This is a genomic window from Citrobacter sp. RHBSTW-00671 (genome assembly GCF_014103415.1).
Classification (GTDB): Bacteria; Pseudomonadota; Gammaproteobacteria; order Enterobacterales; family Enterobacteriaceae; genus Citrobacter.
In genome coordinates this window covers 3,171,245-3,196,681 of the sequence record NZ_JABXPR010000001.1, presented here as the reverse complement: position 1 = coordinate 3,196,681, position 25,437 = coordinate 3,171,245, and the positions used below count along the sequence as shown (strand labels likewise).

Below are 25,437 nucleotides of genomic sequence, written 5' to 3'. Positions count from 1 at the left end.
GACGGAGGTTGTATGAAGCGTTTGAGTTTAGCCATCATCACGTTACTGGCCTGTGCTGGTGCACAGGCTGCCAGTGAGAAAGTGGTGATGAATCTGGTGACGTCGCAGGGCGTTGGCCAGGAAATTGGTACTGTCACTATTGCCGAATCCGCAAAAGGGCTGGAGTTTACGCCTGATCTTAAAGCACTGCCGCCGGGTGAACATGGTTTTCATGTGCATGCTAACGGCAGTTGCCAGCCCGCGATTAAAGAGGGGAAAGCCTCGGCAGCAGAATCGGCTGGCGGTCATTACGACCCGCATAAAACCGGCAAGCATGAAGGTCCGGAAGGTGCAGGCCACATGGGCGACCTGCCTTTGCTGGTGGTAAATAATGAAGGGAATGCCACGACGGCAGTGACAGCCCCCCGGTTGAAATCACTTGATGAAATTAAAGGTAAAGCGCTGATGATCCATGTTGGCGGCGATAATATGTCCGATCAGCCGAAACCACTTGGCGGCGGCGGGGCGCGCTACGCCTGCGGTGTTATCAAGTAATCAGCGACTCAGCGTGCCCGGTGGCGGCGCTTGCTCAAGTTGTGAAAGTGAGCAGTGTAGTCGCCAGATAAGGGCCGATAACTCCTGCGCAGCGGGCTGATGATGATGGGCCAGTGCATCACAGATGCGCTGGAGTTCATTAAGCGTGGCATTCAGCGGACGTTGCTGCACGCCACGCTCACTCATTACATCGCGTAGCAGTGAGATACACACATCCCTGACGCGCGCCAGCGGATCTGAGCGTGCCTCCCAGACGCGAAGTTGCCACACTACGTGTGAGCAGTTCAGTAGCACCACTCCCCAGCGTAGCAACCAACGTCGCGCCAGTGCATCCTGGCTGTTGCTGAGCTGGCTGACATGATGATAGGTCAGTGACTCAAACTCGTTTTCACTGAGTGAAGGGTGGCGGCTAAGTTGATCGACGAAGTTACGCCGTAACGCGCGAATATGGCGGCGGCTTTTTCTCGCATCAGAACCTGGCCGCAGAATGGCAAAAGCCAGCCACGACAGCGCGACGCCAGTGATTTTCGCCGTATTGTCATTCAAAAAACCTGCAAAATCATAGACGGGAGGATTGGTCACCGCGATAAACGATCCCATAAAGACGATCAGCTGTCCCCAAAGTCCCGCCAGTTTCGGAATCTGTAGTTTTAACAACTGCATGGTGGCAAGCAGCGGGAAGAGAAACAGAATGAACTGCCAGAGATCGGTAATTTGGACCATCAGACCGAATTTCACCGCAAAACTGAACAGCGACAGCAGGACCAGCGTGCGCATCAGCAAAGAGAGTGATTTGAAGGGGGCCGCTACGGCGGAGTACAACACGCAACTGATAGCGGCAAGCGTCAGAGCCCCGGAGCCTGACTCCCATTGTGCGCCAATGCTCCACGCGCCGATTGCCATCAGCGTAATAAAGGTGCGCAATCCGCTCCAGAGAGCCTCCGCGCTATCGGTATGACGGGCAAGACCCGGCGTGCGCTCAATATTGATACGATCGACCGTGACACCCTTTTCCAGTAAGCGCAGATAATGGCTGCTTTGCAGATAGATACGGCAAAAATAGCGCAGACGCTGCCAGAAGGCGACGTGCCGATAGTCATGCTGATCGACGGGGCACAGCGGGGCGATAATCCGCGCGACGGCGTAGCTGTCGGTATCAGGTTTGACTAACGCGGTCAGCAACTGCTCGATGATATCCCGGGTATTAGCCGGAGGATTAGGCCAGTTCAGTAGCATCCGCCGCAGACTGGAAATAACGCTGGTCAACCGCAACTGTTGGTGTAACAACGCATTGAGTAAGGTATTTTGACGGCGAAAACGGTAGTGGCTCCAGAACGCCTGAATTCGCAGCAGATTCATTGTCAGGATTTGACCGATCACCCCTTCATGGGCGGTGCGGATGGCATCTGTGGTTTCTGGCTGCCAGAGTAAACTGGCATGCTCCAGCAAACGTGCATGCATATTTTTCAATGCGCTCAGCAGCGTGGTGCCATCGGATGTACTGGGCAGGATCATCATCATCAGGCCGCCACAGAGGATCCCGACGATGACTTCGCACACGCGTGCCTGGGCGATATCCCACAGCTGCGTAACCTCTGTAATATGCACCATTGGAAAGGCAATAATCGCCGCGGTATAGCCTGCCAGTTGAAAAGCGTAGGCCACGTTGTTGGTGAAATGTGCACACGCCCAGGTACAAAAACCGATCCAGACTGACATGCTCAACAGAAACAGCCAGGGTTCATTGAGGGTATGGCCGGCTATAATCAATGCGGCCGTCGCACCGAGTAAACTGCCCGCGATACGCCCCAGGCTTTTGCTGATCACGCCTCCAACGGTTGGAAAACTGACTACCGCTGCTGATGTCATCGCCCAGTAGGGTTCATCCAGATTGAGGTAATAGGCGAAGGTTAACGCCAGACACATCGCAATAGTATTACGCAGCGCGTAACGCCACTGTCCGCTCGTGGCTTTAAACCATGGCAGACTGGCGGGTGTCAGGCGGGGCAGTTTCATTTTTGCTGACCGATGGACACGCTACAGGTTGTCCCCGAAACCAGCGTAACATCGTGCGGAAGGGTATCAAATTCGATACGAACGGGAACCCGCTGCGCCAGACGAACCCACGGAACGTTTGGTTTGATGTCAGGAACCAGACCGGAATTGCTTTCCACACTCTGATCATAAATGGCGCGACCAATGCCGGAAACGTGACCCTGTAACTTAATGTTGCCGCTGTAGAGCGTGATAAGAGCAGGTGCCCCGTCTTGAATATGGCGTAGCTTGGTTTCTTCGAAATAGCCCATGACATAAAAAGAGTGGCTGTCGACCAGGGCAAACAGAGGTTTACCCGTTGAGGCGTAGTCCCCGGTACGGGTTGATAGATTGGTGACCCAGCCTGTGACCGGGGCTTTGACTACCGTTTGCGCCAGTTGCCACTGAGCATGGCGCAAACTGGCCTGGGCTGCAGCAACGGTCGCCTGCATGGCTTTAACATTGAGCAGTGCGCTGTCCAAATCTTCGGCCGAGATGAAATTTTGCGACAAATTGCGGCGACGTTTGGCTTCATTACTGGCTTTGGTCAGATCGGACTGCGCTTTGGCCAACTGAGCCTGTGCGTTCAGCTCAGCAATCTGGAAAGGGGTCTTGTCGATAACAAAAAGAACATCGCCTTTGTTAACCAGTTGATTATCTTTAATGTTGAGTTCACTAATGCTGCCAGAGATTTGCGGTGTGATGCTGACCTGTTCAGCGCGGACTTTTCCGTCACGCGTCCATGGCGATTGCATATAGTAATTCCACATCCACCACCCGGCGAGGACGGCGATAACAGCGACTATAATAGTGGAGAAGTATTTAATGGTTTTAAGCGACATAATCACCACGCAATCAACATGACAAAGGCCAGACACACGCAAAGCGTAAAGAGGGACAGATCCATTAGCAGGGGATGCCAGATTTCGCCAGAATAGATCCCGTCGCGAAGCAGGCGATGAACAACTAGCCAGAGGATAAATCCTGCAACAAACGCCTTGAAAATAGGGGGGAAGTAGACAGATGCTCCGATCATTAAATCTTGTAGGGGCAATCCTGTTGCATTAAACATAAACTTCACGGGCAAAATCCTTGGCGAAAAGAGCGTTGCTATAGGTTTAGCAAAAAAAGGGACAATGTGTCTCTGTAAGGCATAATGTCTGAAAAAATGTCAACCGGTAAGCAAATTTGGCAATACATTTGTTTTGGGAATACAAATGCTGCACACTATTCTAAAATCAGCACAATAACTTAGCAAGCTAATTATAAGGAGATGAAATTGGAATCGCCATTAGGTTCTGATCTGGCACGGTTGGTGCGCATTTGGCGTGCTCTGATTGACCATCGCCTGAAACCTCTGGAGTTGACGCAGACGCATTGGGTTACGCTGCACAACATTCATCAGTTGCCACCGGATCAATCACAGATTCAGCTGGCTAAAGCGATTGGTATTGAGCAGCCTTCATTGGTGCGTACGCTCGACCAGTTAGAAGAAAAGGGACTCATTTCACGACAGACTTGCGCCAGCGATCGTCGGGCAAAGAGAATCAAATTAACGGAGAAGGCCGAACCGCTGATTGCTGATATGGAAGCCGTTATCAACAAAACGCGCGGCGAAATTTTGGAAGGGATTTCAGCTGAGGAAATTGATCTGCTGATAAAACTGGTCGCCAGACTGGAACACAATATCATTGAACTGCAGTCGCAGGGCTAAAGCGATCAAAACGACGTGTGGCCAGAGGCTGACCACACGTGAATTCGATTAACGTGGAGACACGGTAACCTGGCTACCATTGTTAGCCATAACAACGCGTTGACCCGCAGAGAATTTGGTCGCACCCTGCTTCTGAACCACCATGATGGTATTACCGTCATCCTTACGAATTTCCAGTTCTACGCCCTGGGTTTTATTCATCGCACCTTGTACGCCCTGGCCTGCTACGCCGCCGGCAACCGCACCCGCAGCTGTCGCTAATGAACGACCGGTACCGCCGCCTACGGTGTTACCGAGGAACCCACCCAGCACAGCACCACCAATAGCGCCAATCACGTTTGCGTCGTCACCACCCTGGATTTGCACCGGACGAACATGAACAATCGTACCGTAGGTCACGTTCTGAACTTGTTTCGCTTCGGATGCGGTATACACGTCACCTGAAAGGCTATCATTGTTAACGCAGCCCGCTAAAGATACGCCCATTAATGAAACAATCAGCACACGTTTAATCATTTACAAATCTCCTTTGTCACCACGAAACGCTAATAAAGCACTCCTCATGGCTAAATTATATGGCATTTGTGAGTCTAAGGTCACATGTTCTACTGGAACAATATGAAAATCTTAACCGAAATCGGGTTAACCGAGTATAAACGAATCATTCATCACGTTAATGGAATTTAGGGGTTACTGGGAAGATTAACCCGCAAAAATCATCAAGGAAGCATGGAATTAGTCGACACTTTATGGTGGAGTGTCAAGGCTAATTTGCTTAAAAGGATGACGTATGAAATCGGGCCGTTTTATCGGAGTGATGTCTGGAACCAGCCTTGATGGTGTGGATGTTGTGCTGGCGGCGATAGATGAAACGATGGTTGCGCAGCAGGCAAGTCTGACATGGCCCATCCCCGTTCATGTAAAACAGGCCATTCTGGATATCTGTCAGGGGCAGCAACTGACGCTTTCCCAATACGGTCAACTGGACACGCAGTTGGGGCGTTTGTTCGCCGATGCAGTGAATGCGTTGCTGCAGCAGGAAAAATTGAAACCACAGGATATTGTCGCGATCGGCTGTCATGGGCAAACCGTGTGGCATGAACCGACAGGAATTGCGCCACATACTCTACAAATTGGTGATAACAACCAGATTGTTGCGCGTACCGGGGTAACGGTGGTCGGTGATTTTCGTCGGCGCGATATGGCGTTAGGCGGACAGGGGGCACCGCTGGTTCCTGCTTTTCACCAGGCGTTGCTGGCGCATCCAACGGAACGCCGGATGGTGTTAAATATTGGTGGTATTGCCAATCTGTCACTGCTCATTCCAAAACAACCGGTTCGGGGATATGACACCGGTCCGGGCAATATGCTGATGGATGCGTGGGTTTGGCGGCAATGTGGCCAACCTTATGATAAAGATGCGCAGTGGGCCTGTTCGGGTACAGTGATTCTGCCGCTGTTACAAACGATGCTTAACGACCCGTATTTTTCCGCACCAGCGCCAAAGAGTACGGGGCGCGAATATTTCAATTATGGCTGGATTGAACGCCATCTGACCCAGTTTCCGGGTATTTGCCCACGAGACGTACAGGCGACGTTGGCTGAACTGACGGCCGTGACGATTTCCGAGCAGGTTCTGTTGAGCGGAGGGTGTGAACGGTTGATGGTATGTGGCGGCGGAAGCCGTAATCCACTTCTTATGATGCGTCTGGCGGCGCTGTTGCCGGGTACGGAAGTGACCTCCACCGATGAAGCCGGGATCAGTGGTGATGATATGGAAGCGTTAGCCTTTGCCTGGCTTGCGTGGCGTACACTTGCGGGACTGCCGGGGAACCTGCCTTCGGTGACCGGCGCATCTGAGCCCAGCGTTTTAGGGGCTATTTTCCCCGCGAATCCACGAACTCAGAGTTAACTGAAATTATTCCACGCGCTATACCGATAAACTAGGGATGTTAGGGAGGGTGTTTTTGCCCTCCGGGACCAGGAAAGTCTTCAGGATATGGCTATGAAAAAACTGTTATTAGTGTGTCTGCCCGTATTGCTTACCGGTTGTAGTGTGTACAACCAATTTGTCGAGCGTATGCAAACGGATACGCTCGAATATCGCTGTGATGAAAAACCGCTTACCGTAAAATTGAATAATACCCGGCAGGTGGCGAGCTTTGTTTATGATAATCAACTATTGAATCTCAAACAGGGCGTGTCGGCATCGGGTGCACGCTACACAGATGGTATCTACGTCTTCTGGTCTAAAGGAGACAATGCGACGGTCTATAAACGAGACAGAATTGTGCTGAATAACTGTCAGTTACAGAACCCGAAGCGTTGAGATTTTCACCTGGGCGGCGCACAATAGCGTCACCCACTGACAATCCGTAGCCCAACATCATGTCTGATAACGACGAATTGCAGCAAATCGCGCATCTGCGCCGTGAATACACGAAAGGCGGTCTTCGCCGCCGCGATCTTCCCGCCGAACCCCTCGCGCTGTTTGAGCGCTGGCTGGGGCAAGCCTGTGATGCCAAACTGGCAGACCCTACCGCGATGGTCGTCGCAACAGTCGATGAACACGGTCAGCCGTACCAGCGAATCGTGTTGCTCAAACATTATGATGACAAAGGGCTGGTGTTTTATACCAACATGGGCAGCCGTAAGGCGCACCAGATTGAGAACAACCCGCGCATCAGTCTGTTATTCCCCTGGCATACGCTGGAACGGCAGGTGATGGTCATCGGCAAGGCCGAACGCTTGTCCACGCTTGAGGTGGTAAAATATTTCCACAGTCGCCCGCGCGATAGCCAGATTGGCGCCTGGGTTTCTAAGCAGTCCAGTCGGATCTCCGCACGTGGAATTCTGGAAAGTAAATTTCTTGAGCTGAAGCAGAAGTTTCAGCAAGGGGAAGTGCCGTTGCCAAGTTTCTGGGGCGGCTTTCGCGTGAGCATTGAACAAATGGAGTTCTGGCAGGGTGGCGAAAACCGTCTGCACGACCGTTTTTTATACCAACGTGAAGATGACGCGTGGAAAATTGACCGTCTGGCCCCCTAAAGATGCAAAATTCTTGTTTTAAGCGCTGGTGCTGATGAATCCGGCGCTTTATTCTATGTCTCTTTCGCATCAGGCGAAAAGTCGTGTACCGGCAAAGGTGCAGTCGTTTTATACATGGAGATTTTGATGGCAAGCAGTAACTTGATTAAACAATTGCAAGAGCGGGGGCTGGTGGCCCAGGTGACGGACGAGGAAGCGTTAGCAGAGCGACTGGCGCAAGGCCCGATCGCGCTCTATTGCGGCTTCGATCCTACCGCTGACAGCTTGCATTTGGGGCATCTGGTTCCATTGTTATGCCTGAAACGCTTCCAGCAGGCAGGCCATAAGCCTGTTGCGTTGGTGGGTGGTGCAACGGGTCTGATTGGCGATCCGAGCTTTAAAGCCGCCGAGCGTAAACTGAATACTGAAGATACCGTGCAAGAGTGGGTGGATAAAATCCGCAAACAGGTTGCACCGTTCCTCGATTTCGACTGTGGCGACAACTCGGCGATTGCTGCGAACAACTACGACTGGTTTGGCGGTATGAACGTACTGACTTTCCTGCGTGATATCGGCAAACACTTCTCCGTAAACCAGATGATCAACAAAGAAGCGGTTAAGCAGCGTCTGAACCGTGACGATCAGGGGATCTCCTTTACCGAGTTTTCTTACAACCTGCTGCAAGGTTATGATTTTGCCTGCCTGAATAAACTGCATGGCGTGGCATTGCAAATTGGTGGTTCTGACCAGTGGGGTAACATTACTTCTGGTATCGATCTGACCCGCCGCCTGCATCAGAATCAGGTATTTGGTCTGACGGTTCCGTTGATCACTAAAGCTGACGGTACCAAATTCGGTAAAACGGAAGGTGGCGCAGTTTGGCTGGATCCGAAGAAAACCAGCCCATACAAGTTCTACCAGTTCTGGATCAACACGGCTGATGCGGACGTTTATCGCTTCCTGAAATTCTTCACCTTTATGGACATTGAAGAGATCAATGCGCTGGAAGAAGAAGATAAGAACAGCGGAAAAGCGCCGCGTGCCCAGTATGTTCTGGCTGAGCAGGTAACGCGTCTGGTTCACGGCGAAGAAGGTTTAGTGGCGGCGAAACGCATTACCGAAAGCCTGTTCAATGGTAACCTGAGCGACCTGAGCGAAGCGGACTTCGAACAGCTGGCGCAGGATGGTGTACCGATGATCGAAATGGACAAGGGTGCCGACCTGATGCAGGCGCTGGTGGATTCTGAGCTGCAGCCTTCTCGCGGTCAGGCGCGTAAGACCATTGCGTCTAATGCGGTCACCATTAATGGTGAGAAACAATCTGACCCGGAATATTTCTTCCAGGACAGTGATATTTTGTTCGGCCGCTACACCTTACTGCGCCGTGGCAAAAAGAACTACTGTCTGATTTGCTGGAAATAAGTAAAAGTCAGCAGGGGCGTGGGGAACTACGCCCCTTTATTTTTTTAGGGTTGTGGTAAGTAAAATGAAGAATATCCTCGCCATCCAGTCCCACGTTGTTTTTGGCCATGCCGGCAACAGTGCTGCCGAATTTCCGATGCGTCGTCTTGGCGCGAACGTCTGGCCGCTCAACACCGTTCAGTTTTCTAATCACACGCAGTACGGTAAATGGACCGGCTGTGTTATGCCGCCCAGCCACCTGACAGAAATTGTTCAGGGCATTGCTGATATCGATAAACTTCAGACCTGTGATGCGGTGCTGAGTGGTTATCTGGGTTCCGCAGAGCAGGGCGAGCATATTCTGGGTATTGTGCGCAAAGTGAAAGCGGCAAATCCTCAGGCGAAATTCTTTTGCGATCCAGTGATGGGGCATCCTGAAAAAGGGTGCATCGTGGCGCCCGGCGTTGCGGAATTTCATGTTCGTCACGCACTTCCGGCCAGCGACATTATCGCGCCAAATCTGATTGAGCTCGAAATTCTGTGCGAGCATGCGGTTAACAATGTTGATGAGGCGGTGATGGCTGCCCGTGAACTGATTGCTCAGGGGCCGGAAATTGTGCTGGTTAAGCATCTTGCCCGTGCAGGTATCAGCGCAGATCGCTTTGAGATGTTGTTAGTCACCGCCGATCAGGCGTGGCATATCAGCCGTCCGCTTGTTGATTTTGGCGCACGTCAACCGGTCGGCGTTGGTGACGTCACCAGTGGCTTGCTGTTGGTTAAACTGTTGCAGGGGGCTTCATTGCAGCAGGCGCTGGAGCATGTGACTGCGGCGGTGTACGAAATTATGATCGCCACCAAAGAGATGCAGGAGTATGAACTGCAGGTGGTGGCCGCACAGGATCGTATCGCGAAACCAGAACACTACTTTAGCGCCACTCAGCTGTAATCAATGTGCAATGGTGCTCACGCTTATCGGGCCTACGTTTGTCGGTAGGCCGGGTAAGCGCAAGCGCTACCCGGTAACGGCAATTAATTTAATCCTTCCGCTTTAAGCGCTGCGGCAACTGCCGGACGCTCCGCCATGCGCGTCATATACGCCTCGATATGGCTTAATCCTGCCATATTCAACTTAACCGCATACGCCCAACGCAGCACGGTAAACAGATAGGCATCAGCAATGCTGAAGCGTGCGCCGCAAATCCACGGGTTGTCTTTCAGCGATTCGTTCACATACTGCATTTTTTTCTCAAGCAATGCGCGAACGGTTGGTTTGTACTCCTCTGGCGTATCCGGGCGGAACAGTGGGGTAAAACCTTTATGTAGCTCTGTAGCGATATAGTTAAGCCATTCGATAGTTTTGTAGCGGGAGAGACTGCTGGTAGGGGCCAGGAGATGACGGTCTGGAACGGTATCTGCCAGATATTGCATGATGGCGACGCCTTCGGTCAGTAGTGTACCGTCATCCAGCAACAGTGCGGGAACTTGTCCTTTCGGGTTTACCGCGAAAAAATCGTCGCCGTTTTCCAGACGTTTCTTCATCAGATCAACACCATCCAGCGTGAAATCTTTACCGCTCTCACGAAGTGTGATGTGGGAAGCAAGAGAACAAGCGCCCGGTTTGTAGAACAGTTTCATCGGTAACTCCTTTTGGCTGAGGTATACCGTATGGTAGTGCTACCTGGAGCAAAAAAAAAGCCGCTAACAACAGTTAGCGGCCTGAAATTAAGTTTCCCTGAGAATTACGCTGTTGCGGCCTTAGCGGCTTTCTCACTGACGTCGTCATCTTGCGTCATGCGGTTCAGTTTCGGCGCCGTCAGCAGCATCAGTACGGCGATAACTGCGGTAGCAACACCAATCTGCAGGAACACGCGACCGTAGACTTCAAGGGACATCAACGGATCGGTCACATTCTCCGGAACCGCCATCATGTTAGCCACGTAACCACCGATGATGTTTGCACCGGCAGTGGTCAGGAACCAGCTACCCATGATGAAGCCCATCAGACGCTGTGGAACCAACTGTGCCACCATCGCCAGACCCAGACCAGAAATCATCAGCTCACCGATACTTTGCAGACCGTAGCAGATGATCAGCCAGTTAACCGAAACGATACCTGCATCGGTCGCGAATTTCGCACCCAGCGGCAGGATCAGGAATGCGCCGGAGCACAGCACCATACCGATAGCGAACTTGGTCGGCATCGGCAGAGTGTCACCCATCTTGTTATAGATAGCGGCAAGAATTGGGCTACCGATGATGATCCAGAACGGGTTCAGTGCCTGATACTGTTCTGGTTCGAAAGCAATACCCAGAATAGAGTGTTCAACGTTACGAATCGCAAAGAAGTTCAGGGACGTCGGCATCTGGCTGTACAGCACGAAGAAGATAATGGCTTCCAGCATCAGAATAAAGGCGACGATCATCTTACGACGCGCAGCACCCTGCATGGAGAACGCTTCTTTCGCAAAGATAACCACGATACCCATGGCGATAACACCCAGAACCATACGTGCGATGCCCTGGTTGTGCAGCAGCCATGTTGCGATAGCGATAAGCACCACAACCCCAACAATGGTCAGCAGCAGGTTGCGGAAGTTGATAGGTTCAAAGTCAGGTTTGGAACCGTACTGTTTAACCCAGCGCTGGCAGAAGGCGAAGTTAACAACGGTAATCAGCATACCCACGACGCTCAGGGCGAACGCGGTGCTCCAACCGTAACGCGCTGCCAGCCACGGTGTTGCCAGCATAGAGAAGAATGAACCGATGTTGACGGACATGTAGTACATGGTGAATGCACCATCAAGACGCGGGTCATCTTTGGCATAGCAGGTAGAAAGCAGGGAAGATGGGTTTGCTTTAAACAGGCCGTTGCCGACCGCGATGGCCGCCATACCCATATAAACGATACCCGCATCATGACCAGACCATGCAACCAGTGCATAACCGATGGCCAGGACAACGGCACCCAACATAATCACACGCTTTGTGCCCAGAACTTTATCACCTAACCAGCCACCAATGGCAACAAGGCCATACACCAGGGCGCTAAAGGAGGAGAAAAGAGTGATGGAATCCGCTTCTGACATACCCAGTTGCTTCACCAGGTAGACGGCCATAATCCCTTGCAGGCCGTAATAACCAAAACGTTCCCACAGCTCAATTGAGAAAATGAGATAGAACGCTTTTGGTTGTTTGAAGGCGTTTAAACTGACGCTTTCTGTTGGTTTATTGTTTGCAGTAGACACTTTTACCTCTTTTTTTACATCCCATATCAACGGGGGTGTTCTGGTACGTGATGAGTCAAGTTCATCCGTCCGATTGTTATAGTGGGAGGGGAAACGGCAAGTAATGTTCACTATCTTGACCATTCAGACAAGGGGTTTGTAATAATCTGTTACATATAACTCTGATGGTGAAATCGTCGGGGCTGAGAAATGTTATCCAGCGTTAAATTTCTTCATTTGAAGAATGGCAGATTTTTACACTGTCAGGATGGGGTTAAAATGGGAATGTGGCGATATGTTCTGCTATTTTGCCTTGAAGGTAGTGATATGGTCCATTATCTGAAAAATAGCCAGTGTAATGTTTTGTATCGAAACGAACCCGTCAGGTCATCTGATTGTCATTTTAACTGCAAAATAATAAATATTTTACATAATGTTATCAGGGTGATCTTGATCACGGATGGATAGAAATTTCTACTATTAAAAAAACGATTAACCTGCTCAGGTGTTAGTTCACAAGAATATTACATTAGATATGCCGGAAGGTACGGCATCATTGTCGGGAAATGAACGATTGAGAAGTGCATAACTAATCGTTATGCAAGAGGGGCCAACGTTATGGCCCATACTGTCAGATATCGACTTTTTCTTTGAATTCGCACAGATCTTCGATAATACAGGAGCCGCAGCGTGGTTTTCTGGCTATGCAGGTGTAGCGACCATGAAGAATTAACCAGTGGTGACAATCGACTTTAAATTCACTGGGGACAACTTTCAGCAGCTTCTCTTCGACCTGTTCGACGTTTTTACCTGGGGCGAATTGTGTACGATTACAGACCCGAAAAATATGGGTATCTACGGCAATCGTTGGCCAGCCGAAGGCGGTATTCAATACCACATTGGCCGTTTTACGACCAACGCCGGGCAGCGCTTCCAGTGCCTCCCTGTCTTCGGGTACTTCGCCATTATGCTGCTCCAGCAGGATACGACAGGTCTTAATCACGTTCTCTGCTTTACTGTTGAACAGACCAATCGTCTTGATATACGACTTAACCCCCTCAACACCGAGCTCGAGCATGGCTGCAGGGGTATTGGCGACGGGGTATAGCTTAGCCGTCGCTTTATTGACGCTGACATCGGTGGCCTGCGCGGAGAGCAAGACCGAAATCAGCAGTTCAAACGGTGATGTAAAATTAAGTTCGGTTGTCGGATGCGGATTGTTATCACGCAGGCGTGTCAGTATTTCCAGCCGTTTCGTTTTGTTCATTACACATTCCCTGTTTCACCCGCCGGGTCTGCTGCCATTGCGGCCTCGGCACGGCGCTTCTTCATCTTTTCATCAATCAGATATTTAACCGCCAGCATCAGCCCCAGGCCAATGAATGCACCCGGCGGTAGCATGGCCAGCAGAAATGGTGTGTCAGTATGGAAGATCTCCACGCGCAGGACTTTGGCCCAATTGCCCAGCAGCCCGTCTGCGCCGTCGAACAATGTACCGTTACCTATTATTTCACGCAGCGATCCGAGAACAAACATGGCGCCGGTCGCCCCCATGCCAATAGAAAAACCATCGAGCGCGGATAAAGCAGGGCCCTTTTTCGCGGCAAAGGCTTCAGCACGGCCCACAACAATGCAGTTGGTCACAATCAAGGGGATAAAGATACCCAGTGATTGATACAGGCCAAAGGCGTAGGCATTGATAAGCATTTGTACCGCACTTACTACGGAGGCGATGATCATGACATAAATGGGAATACGGATTTCGGGCGGTGTCCAGCGGCGCAGCGCTGAAATAGTCAGGTTTGTCAGGGTCAACACCAGCGTAGTCGCAAGCCCCAGACCTAACGCATTGGTTGCGGTAGAGGTAACGGCCAGCAACGGGCACATACCGAGTAGCTGGACAAGGGCGGAGTTATTTTTCCAAAGCCCCTGAACAATGACGTCTTTAATTTCGCTCATGGTTATTCTCCACAGGCGCTAAGTTGAGGAAGTTGCGCAGGCAGCGTCTGCGCAAACAGGCCTGCACGTTTCACAGCATTAACCACTGCCCGGGGCGTAATGGTCGCGCCGGTAAACTGGTCAAAGTCGCCGCCATCTTTTTTCACCGCCCAGTGAGAGTCGTTATCCGCAGAAATTGTTTTGCCGCTAAAATGGGTGATCCAGTCGGACAGGCGCAGTTCGATTTTATCGCCCAGCCCCGGCGTTTCATGGTGTTCGGTAACCCGTGTACCCAACACGGTACCCGTGAAATCTACACCAACCAGCAGTTGAATTGCACCGGAATAACCATCGGGGGCCGTGGCCTCCAGAATTGCCGCAACCGGACGGTCGTCCTGGCGAGCAATATAGACACGATGTGTACCTTTGCCTAATGCCTGAGCATTCACCAGATAGCAACTTTCTGGCAGATTGTTATTGTAGCGATCGCCAGGCAGTACCTGATCAAACAACGCCTTTTGCTGCAGGGCCGCTTGCTCATCAATGGTAGACTTGGTTAACTGATTAATCGCCGCCGTTAACCCTGTAGAGCCCGCGGCAAACAGTGCCAGAGTGATGCCGTGTTTACGAATCGTTTTCAGCATATGTTGTCCTTAGCGATGTCCGTACACACGAGGACGGGTGTAATAATCAATCAGTGGAACGGTGATATTTGCCAGTAACACGGCAAAGGCCACGCCATCAGGATATCCACCAAAACTACGAATCAGCCAGACCAACAGACCCGCAAGCGCGCCAAAAATCAGGCGACCCCGGTTGGTTGTTGATGCCGTAACGGGATCGGTAAGAATAAAGAATGCGCCCAGCATGGTGGCGCCGGAAAGCAGATGCAACTGCGGTGATGCCAGCGACGCCGGAGAGAAAAACCAGCCTAACGTTGAACAAACGGCAAGTGACAGCAGAAAACTAACCGGGATATGCCAGCGAATCGCTTTCTGCCATAACAGTATGATACCACCCGCCAGCCAGGCAAGGTTTACCCACTGCCAGCCTGCGCCCGCGAGCATGCCGCTGTAAATCGGATACTGCATCACCTGTTCAACAGTGTGTCCCGCGTGCAGGGAGGTCTTAAAGGTGTCCAGCGGTGTTGCCTGACTAATACCATCGATGCCCATGCGTAGCGTGTTCATATCGCCGCCGCCAGCGGTATGTCCGCTAAAGATAACGTTTAAAGCATCAAAAAATCCGGGCACCGTAGCGGCAATTTCATGCGGTGGCAGCCAGCTTGTCATCTGCACCGGGAATGAGATCAACAGCACGACATAACCAATCATTGCCGGGTTAAATGGATTCTGCCCAAGACCGCCATACAGTTGCTTGGTAATGATAACGGCGAAGACGGTACCCAGGATCACCATCCACCACGGAGCCAGAGGGGGAATACTGACGGCAAGCAGCAACCCTGTAAGCAGGGCGGAGTTGTCTTTCAGGATCGCGGCAACGGGCTGTTTACGTAATTTAAGCACGCCCGCTTCGGCGGCGATGGCACTGACCGATGCCAGTGCTATCTGGAACAATGTACCCCAGCCGAAGAACCACCATTGAGCGGCAATCCCTGGTAATGCAGCAATCAGAACCAGCATCATGATACGCGATGTCTGACGCTGGTTATGGGTATAAGGGGAGCTAGCTATTCTGAATACCATTTATTCCTCGTTTACAACCTGCTGCTGTGCGGCTTTCTTGGCCTGAGCGCGTGCAATAGCGGCGGCAACGGCCGCTTTGCGCGAGTCAACCGGTTCGACAGATTCCGTGGCGGCTTGTTGCTCAAGCTTGCGGGCTTTGGCGCGGGCAATTGCGGCTTCGACGGCAGCTTTGCGCGGGTCAACCGGCTCGGCGGGTTCCGTGGTGGCTTGTTGCTCAAGCTTGCGGGCTTTGGCGCGGGCAATTGCGGCTTCGACGGCGGCTTTGCGCGGGTCAACCGGCTCGGCGGGTTCCGTGGCGGCTTGTTGCTCAAGTTTGCGGGCTTTGGCGCGGGCAATCGCAGCTTCGACGGCGGCTTTGCGTGGGTCCGTCCCCGCGCTGCTGTTCTCATCTTTTGACGGATTTTCACTGCGTGCGGCGCGGGCCTGCGCTTTTCGCGCTTCACGTGCGGCAATCACTGCGCTGTTATCAGGTTTTTCACCCGCCTGGATGACAACCGGCTGCATAGCCTGAGCCTGTTTCTCTTTCACGCGAGCCAGTGCCGCAGCGATGGCATCATGATCTTTCGCTGCAGGTTGTACAGCTGCGCTTTTATGCCGTTCAAGACGTGCCGCTTTTTCACGCTCAAGTCGGGCTTGTCGGGCCTCAAAGCGGGCTTTTGCTTCTGCAGCACGTTTTTCTTCCTGACTGATGGCGTAAATCTCCGCCTTTTCCTGGCGGAAGTACTGTACCAGCGGGATATTGCTTGGACATACCCATGCACATGCCCCGCATTCAATGCAGTCAGCAATGTTGTGGGTTGTCGCTTTATCATGCTGCTGGCCTTTACTGAACCAGTAAAGTTGCTGCGGCAGAAGATCGGCAGGGCAGGCATCGGCACAGGCGCTACAGCGAATACAGCCTTTTTCTTCCTGCGGTTCACCCATTTCACTGGCAGAGGGCGTAAGCAGGCAGTTGCTGATCTTCACGATGGGAACATCCAGCCAGGGCAGGGTAAAGCCCATCAGCGGACCGCCCATGATCACCATCTGGTCAGCAGAAGGACAGAAACCTGCATCGTTAAGCAGGTGACGAACAGGTGTACCCAATCGCGCCCAAACGTTGCCCGGGCGGCTGACTGCTTCGCCCGTTAGCGTGACCACTCGCTCGGTGATTGGCTCGCCGTCAATAACGGCCCGCTTGACAGCATAGGCAGTCCCCACGTTTTGCATCAGCACCCCGATATCGGAGGAACGTCCACCGTGAGGCACCTGCTTCCCGGTCAGGATTTGCGTCAGTTGCTTGGCGCCGCCTGACGGGTATTTGGTGGGGATGACACGTAAGCTGATATCGTGAGAATCAGCCAACACAGCGCGCAGCATGGAGATGGCTTGTGGTTTGTTATCTTCAATGCCCAGCAGGACTTCACGCGGTTGAAGAATATGAGCGAGTATGCGGATACCTTCGACTACCTGAGCCGCGCAATCTTGCATTAAGCGGTCATCGGCGGTGATGTAGGGTTCACATTCAGCGGCGTTGATGATCAGTGTTTCAATTTTATCACCGCCACCTTGCAATTTGACGCCAGTTGGAAAACCGGCGCCGCCGAGTCCGGCAACACCGAATTGGTGAATACGGGCTATGAGCTCCTCGCGGCTGTGGGCACGATAATTTGCCCAACCGTCACGCTCAATCCAGCGATCTTCACCGTCCGCATCAATGATGACGCTAAGTTCAGCTAAAGCCGAAGGATGCGCGGTGGAGTGCGGGGCAATGGCAACAACGGTGCCGGAGGTTGGGGCGTGCACGGGCAGCATTCTGCCGCGCCCACGGGTTAGCGCCTGACCACGCAGCACGGTATCGCCCACATTGACACACAGTTCACCTTCAGCGCCAATATGCTGCTTCAACGGAATAATAAAGCGCGGAGCCAGCGGAACCTGCCGCAGCGGTGTCCCGTTAGACTGGGTCTTCATTTCTGGTGGGTGAATGCCGCCATCAAAGTCCCAGATTTTATTTTTTCTGAATGCGGAGAATAACTTAAGCATGTTGTTCCACAGGAATGATGCGCACAGGAATAGTGTTTAAATCCCACTTCCAGCTGTCAGGTGTCTCGGCGACCGGGCGTAATTCGATACATTGGGTCGGACACGGATCAACGCACAAATTGCATCCGGTGCACAGATCGCTCATCACCGTGTGCATGGCACGCGTCGCGCCCACGATGGCATCGACCGGGCAGGCCTGAATACATTTCGTGCAGCCGATACAGTTATTTTCATCAATGACCGCCAGCATACGAACGGGGGTAGCATCCTGCTCATCACCATCAATAGGTTGCGGATCGACGTTCAACAGGGTCGCAATTTTTAGCATCACCGCTTCGCCACCAGGGGCGCAACGGTTGATTTTTTCGCCCTGACAGCCAATCGCTTCAGCATAAGGACGGCAGCCCGGGTAACCGCACTGTCCACACTGGCTTTGCGGGAGAATTTCATCAATTTTCTCCACGACCGGGTCATCCTCGACGGCAAATCGACGAGAGGCATAACCCAAAATAGCGCCGAACGCCAGACCCAGCAGACTCACTGCGGCAACGGCAATCCAGATAGCATTCATTACAACTTCACCAAACCACTAAAGCCCATAAAGGCCAAAGACATTAAACCAGCGGTAATCAGCGCAATCGCATTACCGCGGAACGGGGCAGGAACGTCTGCCACGGCGAGGCGTTCGCGAATTGCGGCGAACAGAACCATCACCAGTGAGAAGCCGACGGCGGCGGAAAAACCGTACAGCGCCGACTGTAAAAAATTGTGCCCGAGGTTGATGTTCAGCAACGCTACACCTAATACCGCGCAGTTAGTGGTGATCAGCGGTAAGAAGATCCCCAGCAGGCGATACAACGCAGGGCTGGTTTTGCGTACAACCATCTCGGTAAATTGCACCACCACGGCGATGACCAGAATAAAGGCCAGCGTGCGCAGGTAGATGAGATCGAGCGGGATGAGGATCCAGGTGTCAATCAGCCATGCGCAAATGGATGCCAGCGTCATTACAAAGGTCGTGGCGAGGCCCATACCCATTGCGGTTTCCAGTTTTTTGGAAACGCCCATAAAGGGGCATAAGCCCAGAAACTTGACCAGTACAAAGTTATTGACCAGTACAGTTCCGACAAACAGCAGCAGGTAATCAGTCATTTTTCGGCCTGAAATAAAAAAGCCGCCTATTATCTGACAATCTACAACAGGCGACAACAGGTTAACTGTAGGGTTATTACGGGTTCACAAACGTTGTCTTAACGCGTTGCGAGCGTTTGAAATAGGGCACCAGCAGCGCAGCCGCCAACAATGGGAACAGCAGCTGACGTACGGCAAACGCATCCGGAACAGGAGAGAATGCAAACGCTTTAATCGCCAGCAACACGGAGATCAGCAGCCATATAATATAGTGCTTTGGCACACAGACTCTGCGTTTGAAAAACGCGATGGTTAGCCACAGCGTGTAGTACCACATGGCGATAGCGGTAATAAAGGAGACGCCCCATAGCAGCAAATTCGTCGTGCTTTGCTCGCTCAGCGTGTGGAATGTCTGCGGTGTAGCCAACGCAGTGACATACAGCAGTAACGCCAGCGAAGCACTTAACAACGCGACTAACAGCCAGGCCAATGGCCCAAGTAGCCAGCCTCCGATACGTTGTGCCGGTGTTGTAGTCATTTCATCTCCAGGTTTACGCGCGCGAACAGACATGCCGTTCATTTTGGGGCGATTATTATAAAGCTTTTAACGCCAGGCGCTACTTTCTTGTTTATTGCACGTAATGCCAGACGGATTTGGGTACCTGACCGACATCGAACAGGCGGCCTCCCGAAATGAGCTCGGCACGGCGGTGGTCTGCAGCGCGATACATATTGATAATGTCGCTATCGTCAGTCAGTGTGTAGTTAAGATGATCGAACAATTTTTCCAGACTTTCTAGCGAACTGATTTTGCGGAATTTTAATAAGTAATCCTGAACAGTCATAAAAGGCAATCCATATTAATAAATTAATACTAACGGAGTAGTAAATATTAAAAAACAACCAACGTTGTACAGGTAAACGCGAACTTGCGCGCAAATGTAAGAAGAGTTTTCAACCCTGTGGGAAACCAGGCGCTATTCGCGCCTGTGGAAAGGGTAACGCGCTTCACGATCGCAGGCAATACGCGCTGGAGCGGGATGCGGCATAATTCGCTTTTTTTTGATAAAAACTGATCTTTTACAGCCTTACCCAGCAACCATCGCGGAGTTAACTGCCAGGTTATAACGGGCTGCGTATATTTATTTTTTCTGTACTGCAGCGACGGGTTCCGGTGGTTGGTAGTTGTCAATATGATTGGCAACACCCAACAGGATCACGGAGACCACGAGAACAATCCAACCTGTTAACTCAATAAGACGATTCATTACTGACGACATTTGCTTTGATTTATCCATAAACACAGGGAGCAAATGTTACTTATCAATAAATAATACAGCAAGAGCATTGGGAACGATTTCGATGACTTTTTCGCGGCAAGTTAACTCTAAGTGGCATATGTTTGACTTAAGTTAAGCAACAACCTTTGTAGCGCAAAGGTTATTAAACTATTGTGGCGCTACTGTCTATGGTGTGAAATAGCCAGATCTGAATTGAGAGGCAAAAACATGAGTGACAACATCCGCGTTGGGCTAATCGGTTACGGTTATGCCAGTAAAACTTTCCATGCCCCCCTGATCGTGGGCACTCCGGGTCTGGAACTGGTTGCGGTGTCCAGTAGTGATGAAACAAAAGTGAAGGCGGACTGGCCTTCAGTGGCAGTTGTTACTGAGCCCAAACACCTGTTTAACGATCCGAGTATCGACCTGATTGTGATCCCTACACCCAATGATACACACTTCCCGCTGGCGAAAGCGGCGCTGGAAGCAGGTAAGCACGTGGTTGTTGATAAACCTTTTACTGTGACACTGTCACAAGCACGCGAGCTGGATGCGCTGGCCAGAAGCGTAGGTCGCCTGCTTTCTGTCTTCCATAACCGTCGCTGGGACAGCGATTTTCTGACGCTGAAAGCCTTGCTGGCGGATGGCGCGTTGGGTGAGGTGGCTTATTTTGAATCTCATTTCGATCGCTTCCGTCCGCAGGTCCGTGACCGCTGGCGTGAACAGGGTGGCCCGGGAAGTGGTATCTGGTATGACTTAGCGCCGCATCTTTTAGATCAGGCAATTAACCTGTTTGGCTTACCCGTGAGTCTGACGGTCGATCTGGCACAGCTCCGCCCGGGGGCGCAGTCGACAGATTACTTCCATGCCATCCTGACGTATCCGCAGCGTCGGGTGATTCTGCACGGAACGATGCTGGCAGCCGCTGAGTCTGCTCGTTATATCGTTCACGGATCGCGTGGCAGCTATGTGAAGTATGGTCTGGACCCACAAGAGGAACGGCTTAAAAATGGTGAGCGCCTGCCGCAGGAAGACTGGGGTTATGACATGCGTGATGGTGTACTGACACGCATGGAAGGTGATGAGCAGGTGGAAGAAACCTGGTTAACCGTGCCAGGCAATTATCCGGCGTACTATGCGGGTATCCGTGATGCGCTGAATGGTAATGGCGAGAACCCGGTTCCAGCCAGACAAGCCATTCAAATCATGGAACTGATTGAGCTGGGCATTGAATCAGCGAAACACCGATCGACGCTGTGCCTTGCCTGATAATGTCCAGGCATCTTATCCGGTCTACATTGTAACGTAGGCCGGATAAGCGTTAGCGCCATCCGGCAATAAAACCACTACGCTGCGGCGACTTTCTCACGCAGTGCTTGTTTCTCTACATTGCTCAGAAACGCCATTTCCAGACCATTGATTTGCGCCTGGCGAATCTGTTCACGCGTCAATCCTGCAGCCGGAGCGGCTACGGTGTATTCGTGAATAATATCCACGCCCTGAACCGCCGGATCGTCCGTATTCAGACTCGCCAGCACTCCGTGCTCAAGGAATGTTTTCAGCGGATGCGTCGTCAGTGAGGCGACGGTACTGGTTTGAATATTCGATGTCAGGCAGGATTCAATGCCGATACGCTGCTCGGCGAGAAAATCCATCAGGGCGCGATCTTCGACGGCTTTTACGCCGTGGCCAATACGCTCTGCTCCCAGTTCTCTGATAGCTTGCCAGATGCTTTCCGGGCCTGCCGCTTCACCTGCATGAACCGTGATATGCCAACCTGCGTCGCGCGCACGGTTGAAATGGGACAGGAACAAACTCCCCGGGAAACCGAGTTCATCGCCGGCCAAATCCAGTGCCGTGATGTGATCACGGTGCGCTAACAGTGCATCCAGTTCCTGCAGACAGGCTGCTTCGCCGAAGGTACGGCTCATGATACCTATTAAACGGGCTTCAACGCCGAAAGCCTTACAGCCCTCGCGTACGCCGGCAATAACGGCTTCAACCACACCTGCAACGGGGAGTTGATGCGCCATAGCCATGTAGCCTGGAGAAAAGCGTAGTTCAACGTAATGCAGACCATTACGGGCGGCATCCTCAATATTTTCAAATGCGACGCGACGACAGGCATCCAGCGATGCCAGCACTTTCACACCCCAGTCAAGCTTTGACAAAAAACTGACCAAATCAGGCTCAGTCGATGTTACCTGCACGTGAGGGATCAGCGTTTCAAGTGTTTGAGCAGGAAGCGTTAAATTAAACTGACGACCAAGATCCAGGATCGTTTGGGCACGGATGTTCCCATCAAGGTGGCGATGGACGTCGGTTAATGGAAGGGAAGTATCAATCATGGTCGCACTCATGTTTTTAGGTAAAGTGCGCAGTATTATAAGAATAAATCGGGATAAAAAGCTATGTTGCGCAATGATTAATTTCATTGCGCAACTTTAGTTAGCGCAGAGAGCGCAGGGCGTTAATTAATCCCTGAACGCCTTTCTCAAGTTTTGAACGGGGGCATCCGGTATTCAGGCGTACAAAACCGCACCCTTCCTCTCCGTAAGTCGATCCCGGCATGATCGCCACTTTTTGCTGGTGGATAAGCGCATTTTGTAACGCCTGGTCATCAACCTTGAGCGGACGTAAGTCTATCCAGGCCAGATAGGTGGATTGTGGGATCTGCCAGTTAAGTTCAGGGAATGCGGTATTAAGTTCATCAGCAACGTAATGCAGGTTGCCGGCAAGATAATCTCGTAAGGCATCCAACCAGCGCTCACCTTGCTGATAGGCGGCAATATGTGCGGTGAGTGCCAGCACCGCAGGAGAAGACAGTCCGTCGCGTCCCTTTAGCACACTGAGATAATTGTTGCGGCTATTAGCGTCTTCGATGATCCCATACGCGCCGGTTAATGCCGGGATATTGAAACTCTTGGAGCCGGAGGTGAGTAGCGCCCAGTCACCGCGTGCAACATTGATCCACGGGATATGCGGTTGGTCTCCCCAAACCATATCCATATGGATTTCATCGGAAATGACGTTGACACCATATCGCTGGCATAAGTCAGCCATGGTTTCCAGTTCCTCGCGCGTCCACACTTTGCCCGTTGGATTTTGTGGGCTGCACAGCAGAAGAATTTTACTCTCGGGTCGTGAAAGAGCTGCCTCCAGCTTTGCCATGTCGCAATACCAACCGTCGCTCCGCTTTTCCAGAGCGACGGGGAGCACTGTGCGCTGGTTGCCTTCGATAGCCTTGTAGAATGCATCGTAAGCTGGCGTATGGACAACGACCGCGTCGCCAACAGACGACCACTGACGTATGAGTTCAGAGACCATATAGATAACTGAGGGGCCATATACCAGCGATTGAGTGTCGATCCGGGTATGGTGACGAGTTTGAAACCAGTGGCTAATGGCCGCCAGAAATTCGTCATTTTTCCAGCGGCTGTATCCTAATACACCGTGTGACAGGCGCTGGGTCAGCGCCTCCAAAATGCAAGGGGCCGTAGCAAAATCCATATCAGAGATGGTGAACGGCAGCAGATCGGCAGTGCCAAAACGGTCAGCGACATAATCCCACTGGGTGCACCATGTTCCCTGCCTGTTCACAACCTTTGAAAAATCAAACATGTCGTTGTCCTCACGCCTGTACTGTATTCATCAGAACCGCGATTTCGTCTTTCACTGACTGGACCTGCGGGCCAATAACGACCTGAAGGTTATGCTGATTGAGCTGTACCACGCCAATGGCCCGGTTGTCTTTCAGTGCCTGGACATTGACGCGTGACATATCTTTGACCGACAAACGCAAACGCGTAATGCAGTTGTCCAGACTAACGATATTCTCTGCGCCACCCAGTGCCGCCAGAATTGCCGGGACATTGTAGCCAGATTTACCGGGGGTGCCTGCCATCACTTTCTCTATATTGCTGGCAACTTCGACATCACGGCCCGGTGTCTTCAGATTAAAGCGGGTGATCGCGAAGCGGAAGATAACGTAGTACACCGCAAACCAGATGGCCGCGACAACAGGGACCAGGTACCACTTGGTGGACAATCCGTGCAGGATACCGAACACCACGAAGTCAATCAGGTTACCGTCTGTGTTCACTGAAGTGTAATGGGTATAATTGATATTTGCCGATGTACACTGTGAACAATCAGGTTACTGCAATGTTGAAAATTACAGCTCCCACTCAACTGTGTATGCCGGAAGGAAGCCAAAGACAAGATTGTAAATCCCTTTGAATTTCTCCGTTGTTACCAACACCCCACACTATCATCATCCCTCTTTTATCAAGGCATGATTTCCGTTGCCCCCTTTCACTCCTTCTGATATGATAATGAGTTATTATAAATATTTCCGTAAACTTTGTTCCGTAGTATTTCTCTCCTCGAAAACATCCCCAACGTCAGATGCAAGGCGGCTTTGCGCTATCGCAAATGCCATCGTTTTACCGTGGTTTTAGGTAGTAACTATGTAGGGGGTGTGATCTCTTTCTGAGTACAAAAAGGTTAATTTAACAATGATGCAACAATCACAAACCCTATTCGAATCGTCGGTTTTATCGGCAACAAGTTTTCGTACCGTCTACCATGAACACGGACGTTACAAAACAATTAATGGCAACTCCTTTGTTCATGATGGCCACGAATACCGTATTAACACCAGAATCGGTTCTGGTGTTCGGCATGACATACTTATGTCAACAATCAACGAACTGAAAGCAATCCAGAAGCGCTACAGTCGAGTGTTCCTTACCCGTTTTGATCTTCACCTCCCTGCGTTGACTTCTGTTGAAGCGGGTAACAAATACATACGCAAACTGTTCAAACGATTACGTGCCCGCCTGGAGTCTGGGAATAACGGCTTATCGAAACCTATCATCGATTTTGCTTACGGTTGGGTTTGCGAGCAGGAAAAGGCATTACAGCCACATTACCATTGCTGGATTGCGCTTCCACATCGTCTGGTAAGATGGTTTGGAACGCCAGAAAGAGGGATCGCTGGTATTATTACTGAGATCTGGATGAAACTGACAGGTGGTGAAGCAACGCTGGTAAACTTGTCTAAAGCTACGAAGGACTATCGCGATCACTACGTCATTCATCTTGACGATCCTTCATCACTCGAAGGTCCGATATTTTGGCTTTCTTACCTGGCAAAAGAACGCGGGAAGTCGCAAACAGGGAAGGGAACGCGCTTGTATTCAACATCAAAGTTGAGTCGTAAAGCACTGGATTCGTAAATATCGCACAGGAAGCCCGTAGTGCGTTTTTCTTTGTAAGTTATACGATTGCATTACCCATGTCATGAAAAGCGCTTAGAATCGCACTCAGGACATTTGAGGGCATGATCAATACATGATTAACTTGTTGCTTCGGTCATGTGTTTGATTACTGAATGATAATTGCTTTGCTTATAGAAGTATACA

The 25,437-nt window shown here is 51.4% G+C and carries 26 protein-coding genes and 2 pseudogenes; 9 read left to right on the top strand and 19 right to left on the bottom strand.

The genetic code is table 11. From position 1 onward, the window contains the following. The first annotated feature begins 12 nt into the window (after window positions 1–12). A complete protein-coding gene (sodC, locus tag HV261_RS15325) occupies window positions 13–534 on the top strand; it encodes a superoxide dismutase [Cu-Zn] SodC (protein WP_137381276.1) in 522 nt (173 codons plus the stop codon). On the opposite strand, the pseudogene HV261_RS15320 reads toward sodC, so the two are convergent. The 3 genes and pseudogenes from HV261_RS15320 to HV261_RS15310 form a co-directional block, all read right to left on the bottom strand. Continuing rightward, a pseudogene (locus tag HV261_RS15320) lies at window positions 510–2,550 on the bottom strand (FUSC family protein). The gene sodC and the pseudogene HV261_RS15320 sit on opposite strands and share 25 nt — an antisense overlap. Then, on the bottom strand, window positions 2,547–3,410 hold the full coding sequence (locus HV261_RS15315; RefSeq protein ID WP_137381274.1) for an efflux RND transporter periplasmic adaptor subunit: 864 nt from the start codon (window positions 3,408–3,410) through the stop codon (window positions 2,547–2,549). The pseudogene HV261_RS15320 and the gene HV261_RS15315 overlap by 4 nt, the downstream one beginning before the upstream one ends. 2 nt (window positions 3,411–3,412) lie before the next feature. Beyond that, window positions 3,413–3,649: a DUF1656 domain-containing protein gene (locus HV261_RS15310; RefSeq protein ID WP_202038724.1), complete on the bottom strand. Its 237-nt coding sequence runs from the start codon at window positions 3,647–3,649 to the stop codon at window positions 3,413–3,415. 192 nt (window positions 3,650–3,841) lie between these two features. Between HV261_RS15310 and slyA the strand changes: the two genes are divergently transcribed. Then, window positions 3,842–4,282: a transcriptional regulator SlyA gene (gene slyA, locus HV261_RS15305; RefSeq protein ID WP_019076732.1), complete on the top strand. Its 441-nt coding sequence runs from the start codon at window positions 3,842–3,844 to the stop codon at window positions 4,280–4,282. 48 nt (window positions 4,283–4,330) lie between these two features. Here slyA and slyB read toward each other — a convergent pair whose 3' ends face one another. Further along, entirely contained in the window at window positions 4,331–4,798 is a 468-nt protein-coding gene (gene slyB / locus HV261_RS15300; RefSeq protein WP_003029175.1) for an outer membrane lipoprotein SlyB, read from the bottom strand. A 274-nt stretch (window positions 4,799–5,072) separates the two neighbouring features. On the opposite strand from slyB, the gene anmK reads away from it, so the two are divergent. From anmK to pdxY, 5 genes are all read left to right on the top strand, one after another. Further along, window positions 5,073–6,194 (top strand): anhydro-N-acetylmuramic acid kinase, encoded by a 1,122-nt coding sequence (gene anmK / locus HV261_RS15295; RefSeq protein WP_202038723.1) that lies wholly within the window; start codon window positions 5,073–5,075, stop codon window positions 6,192–6,194. An 87-nt stretch (window positions 6,195–6,281) separates the two neighbouring features. Continuing rightward, window positions 6,282–6,611 carry a C-type lysozyme inhibitor gene (gene mliC, locus HV261_RS15290; RefSeq protein ID WP_202038722.1) on the top strand — a complete coding sequence of 110 codons (330 nt, stop codon included), beginning with the start codon at window positions 6,282–6,284 and terminating at the stop codon, window positions 6,609–6,611. A gap of 59 nt (window positions 6,612–6,670) precedes the next feature. Next, on the top strand, window positions 6,671–7,327 hold the full coding sequence (gene pdxH, locus HV261_RS15285; RefSeq protein ID WP_048211753.1) for a pyridoxamine 5'-phosphate oxidase: 657 nt from the start codon (window positions 6,671–6,673) through the stop codon (window positions 7,325–7,327). Between the two features lie 126 nt (window positions 7,328–7,453). Continuing rightward, window positions 7,454–8,728: a tyrosine--tRNA ligase gene (tyrS, locus tag HV261_RS15280; RefSeq protein ID WP_020996426.1), complete on the top strand. Its 1,275-nt coding sequence runs from the start codon at window positions 7,454–7,456 to the stop codon at window positions 8,726–8,728. Window positions 8,729–8,792: 64 nt separating this feature from the next. Further along, entirely contained in the window at window positions 8,793–9,653 is an 861-nt protein-coding gene (gene pdxY, locus HV261_RS15275) for a pyridoxal kinase PdxY (RefSeq protein WP_137381269.1), read from the top strand. Between the two features lie 83 nt (window positions 9,654–9,736). Here the strand turns inward: pdxY and gstA are convergent, their stop codons facing one another. From gstA to blr, 12 genes are all read right to left on the bottom strand, one after another. Continuing rightward, a complete protein-coding gene (gstA, locus tag HV261_RS15270) occupies window positions 9,737–10,342 on the bottom strand; it encodes a glutathione transferase GstA (protein WP_202038721.1) in 606 nt (201 codons plus the stop codon). A gap of 104 nt (window positions 10,343–10,446) precedes the next feature. Then, window positions 10,447–11,952 carry a dipeptide/tripeptide permease DtpA gene (gene dtpA, locus HV261_RS15265; RefSeq protein WP_202038720.1) on the bottom strand — a complete coding sequence of 502 codons (1,506 nt, stop codon included), beginning with the start codon at window positions 11,950–11,952 and terminating at the stop codon, window positions 10,447–10,449. Window positions 11,953–12,562: 610 nt separating this feature from the next. Then, on the bottom strand, window positions 12,563–13,198 hold the full coding sequence (nth, locus tag HV261_RS15260) for an endonuclease III (RefSeq protein WP_202038719.1): 636 nt from the start codon (window positions 13,196–13,198) through the stop codon (window positions 12,563–12,565). Continuing rightward, a complete protein-coding gene (rsxE, locus tag HV261_RS15255) occupies window positions 13,198–13,890 on the bottom strand; it encodes an electron transport complex subunit E (protein WP_048211748.1) in 693 nt (230 codons plus the stop codon). The genes nth and rsxE overlap by 1 nt, the downstream gene beginning before the upstream one ends. Before the next feature lie 2 nt (window positions 13,891–13,892). After that, the gene (gene rsxG / locus HV261_RS15250) at window positions 13,893–14,513 is read right to left on the bottom strand and encodes an electron transport complex subunit RsxG (RefSeq protein ID WP_202038718.1); all 621 of its coding nucleotides are present in this window, start codon (window positions 14,511–14,513) and stop codon (window positions 13,893–13,895) included. A gap of 9 nt (window positions 14,514–14,522) precedes the next feature. Then, on the bottom strand, window positions 14,523–15,575 hold the full coding sequence (rsxD, locus tag HV261_RS15245; RefSeq protein ID WP_202038717.1) for an electron transport complex subunit RsxD: 1,053 nt from the start codon (window positions 15,573–15,575) through the stop codon (window positions 14,523–14,525). Further along, window positions 15,576–17,600 (bottom strand): electron transport complex subunit RsxC, encoded by a 2,025-nt coding sequence (rsxC, locus tag HV261_RS15240; protein WP_202038716.1) that lies wholly within the window; start codon window positions 17,598–17,600, stop codon window positions 15,576–15,578. Then, window positions 17,593–18,171 carry an electron transport complex subunit RsxB gene (gene rsxB, locus HV261_RS15235; RefSeq protein ID WP_005121200.1) on the bottom strand — a complete coding sequence of 193 codons (579 nt, stop codon included), beginning with the start codon at window positions 18,169–18,171 and terminating at the stop codon, window positions 17,593–17,595. Before rsxB ends, rsxC begins: the two co-directional genes overlap by 8 nt. Then, window positions 18,171–18,752 carry an electron transport complex subunit RsxA gene (gene rsxA, locus HV261_RS15230; protein WP_005121199.1) on the bottom strand — a complete coding sequence of 194 codons (582 nt, stop codon included), beginning with the start codon at window positions 18,750–18,752 and terminating at the stop codon, window positions 18,171–18,173. Before rsxA ends, rsxB begins: the two co-directional genes overlap by 1 nt. 76 nt (window positions 18,753–18,828) lie before the next feature. After that, on the bottom strand, window positions 18,829–19,269 hold the full coding sequence (locus tag HV261_RS15225; RefSeq protein ID WP_116361209.1) for a DUF2569 domain-containing protein: 441 nt from the start codon (window positions 19,267–19,269) through the stop codon (window positions 18,829–18,831). 91 nt (window positions 19,270–19,360) lie between these two features. After that, the gene (gene ydgT, locus HV261_RS15220) at window positions 19,361–19,576 is read right to left on the bottom strand and encodes a transcription modulator YdgT (protein ID WP_003832804.1); all 216 of its coding nucleotides are present in this window, start codon (window positions 19,574–19,576) and stop codon (window positions 19,361–19,363) included. Between the two features lie 297 nt (window positions 19,577–19,873). Next, window positions 19,874–19,999, bottom strand: a complete 126-nt coding sequence (gene blr, locus HV261_RS15215; RefSeq protein WP_040233850.1) for a division septum protein Blr — start codon at window positions 19,997–19,999, stop codon at window positions 19,874–19,876. Window positions 20,000–20,239: 240 nt separating this feature from the next. On the opposite strand from blr, the gene HV261_RS15210 reads away from it, so the two are divergent. Further along, window positions 20,240–21,280, top strand: coding sequence for an oxidoreductase (locus HV261_RS15210; RefSeq protein WP_048211743.1), 1,041 nt, complete (start codon window positions 20,240–20,242; stop codon window positions 21,278–21,280). A 77-nt stretch (window positions 21,281–21,357) separates the two neighbouring features. On the opposite strand, the gene add is transcribed toward HV261_RS15210, so the two are convergent. The 3 genes and pseudogenes from add to HV261_RS15195 all read right to left on the bottom strand — a co-directional run. Beyond that, complete coding sequence (gene add / locus HV261_RS15205; RefSeq protein WP_202038715.1) at window positions 21,358–22,359, bottom strand: adenosine deaminase; 1,002 nt, start codon at window positions 22,357–22,359, stop codon at window positions 21,358–21,360. Between the two features lie 100 nt (window positions 22,360–22,459). Then, window positions 22,460–23,632 carry a MalY/PatB family protein gene (locus HV261_RS15200; RefSeq protein WP_202038714.1) on the bottom strand — a complete coding sequence of 391 codons (1,173 nt, stop codon included), beginning with the start codon at window positions 23,630–23,632 and terminating at the stop codon, window positions 22,460–22,462. 10 nt (window positions 23,633–23,642) lie between these two features. Then, window positions 23,643–24,110, bottom strand: a pseudogene (locus tag HV261_RS15195) (glucose PTS transporter subunit EIIB); the annotation flags it as partial. Between the two features lie 418 nt (window positions 24,111–24,528). Between HV261_RS15195 and HV261_RS15190 the strand changes: the two are divergent. After that, entirely contained in the window at window positions 24,529–25,251 is a 723-nt protein-coding gene (locus tag HV261_RS15190; RefSeq protein WP_137348489.1) for a YagK/YfjJ domain-containing protein, read from the top strand. The last annotated feature ends 186 nt before the right edge of the window (window positions 25,252–25,437 follow it).

Coding starts and splice junctions, on each gene's coding strand:
- sodC (WP_137381276.1), top strand. CDS start 13: ATGAAGCGTTTGAGTTTAGCCATCATCACGTTACTGGCCTGTGCTGGT.
- HV261_RS15315 (WP_137381274.1), bottom strand. CDS start 3,410: ATGTCGCTTAAAACCATTAAATACTTCTCCACTATTATAGTCGCTGTT.
- slyA (WP_019076732.1), top strand. CDS start 3,842: ATGAAATTGGAATCGCCATTAGGTTCTGATCTGGCACGGTTGGTGCGC.
- slyB (WP_003029175.1), bottom strand. CDS start 4,798: ATGATTAAACGTGTGCTGATTGTTTCATTAATGGGCGTATCTTTAGCG.
- anmK (WP_202038723.1), top strand. CDS start 5,073: ATGAAATCGGGCCGTTTTATCGGAGTGATGTCTGGAACCAGCCTTGAT.
- mliC (WP_202038722.1), top strand. CDS start 6,282: ATGGCTATGAAAAAACTGTTATTAGTGTGTCTGCCCGTATTGCTTACC.
- pdxH (WP_048211753.1), top strand. CDS start 6,671: ATGTCTGATAACGACGAATTGCAGCAAATCGCGCATCTGCGCCGTGAA.
- tyrS (WP_020996426.1), top strand. CDS start 7,454: ATGGCAAGCAGTAACTTGATTAAACAATTGCAAGAGCGGGGGCTGGTG.
- pdxY (WP_137381269.1), top strand. CDS start 8,793: ATGAAGAATATCCTCGCCATCCAGTCCCACGTTGTTTTTGGCCATGCC.
- gstA (WP_202038721.1), bottom strand. CDS start 10,342: ATGAAACTGTTCTACAAACCGGGCGCTTGTTCTCTTGCTTCCCACATC.
- nth (WP_202038719.1), bottom strand. CDS start 13,198: ATGAACAAAACGAAACGGCTGGAAATACTGACACGCCTGCGTGATAAC.
- rsxE (WP_048211748.1), bottom strand. CDS start 13,890: ATGAGCGAAATTAAAGACGTCATTGTTCAGGGGCTTTGGAAAAATAAC.
- rsxG (WP_202038718.1), bottom strand. CDS start 14,513: ATGCTGAAAACGATTCGTAAACACGGCATCACTCTGGCACTGTTTGCC.
- rsxD (WP_202038717.1), bottom strand. CDS start 15,575: ATGGTATTCAGAATAGCTAGCTCCCCTTATACCCATAACCAGCGTCAG.
- rsxC (WP_202038716.1), bottom strand. CDS start 17,600: ATGCTTAAGTTATTCTCCGCATTCAGAAAAAATAAAATCTGGGACTTT.
- rsxB (WP_005121200.1), bottom strand. CDS start 18,171: ATGAATGCTATCTGGATTGCCGTTGCCGCAGTGAGTCTGCTGGGTCTG.
- rsxA (WP_005121199.1), bottom strand. CDS start 18,752: ATGACTGATTACCTGCTGCTGTTTGTCGGAACTGTACTGGTCAATAAC.
- HV261_RS15225 (WP_116361209.1), bottom strand. CDS start 19,269: ATGACTACAACACCGGCACAACGTATCGGAGGCTGGCTACTTGGGCCA.
- ydgT (WP_003832804.1), bottom strand. CDS start 19,576: ATGACTGTTCAGGATTACTTATTAAAATTCCGCAAAATCAGTTCGCTA.
- blr (WP_040233850.1), bottom strand. CDS start 19,999: ATGAATCGTCTTATTGAGTTAACAGGTTGGATTGTTCTCGTGGTCTCC.
- HV261_RS15210 (WP_048211743.1), top strand. CDS start 20,240: ATGAGTGACAACATCCGCGTTGGGCTAATCGGTTACGGTTATGCCAGT.
- add (WP_202038715.1), bottom strand. CDS start 22,359: ATGATTGATACTTCCCTTCCATTAACCGACGTCCATCGCCACCTTGAT.
- HV261_RS15200 (WP_202038714.1), bottom strand. CDS start 23,632: ATGTTTGATTTTTCAAAGGTTGTGAACAGGCAGGGAACATGGTGCACC.
- HV261_RS15190 (WP_137348489.1), top strand. CDS start 24,529: ATGATGCAACAATCACAAACCCTATTCGAATCGTCGGTTTTATCGGCA.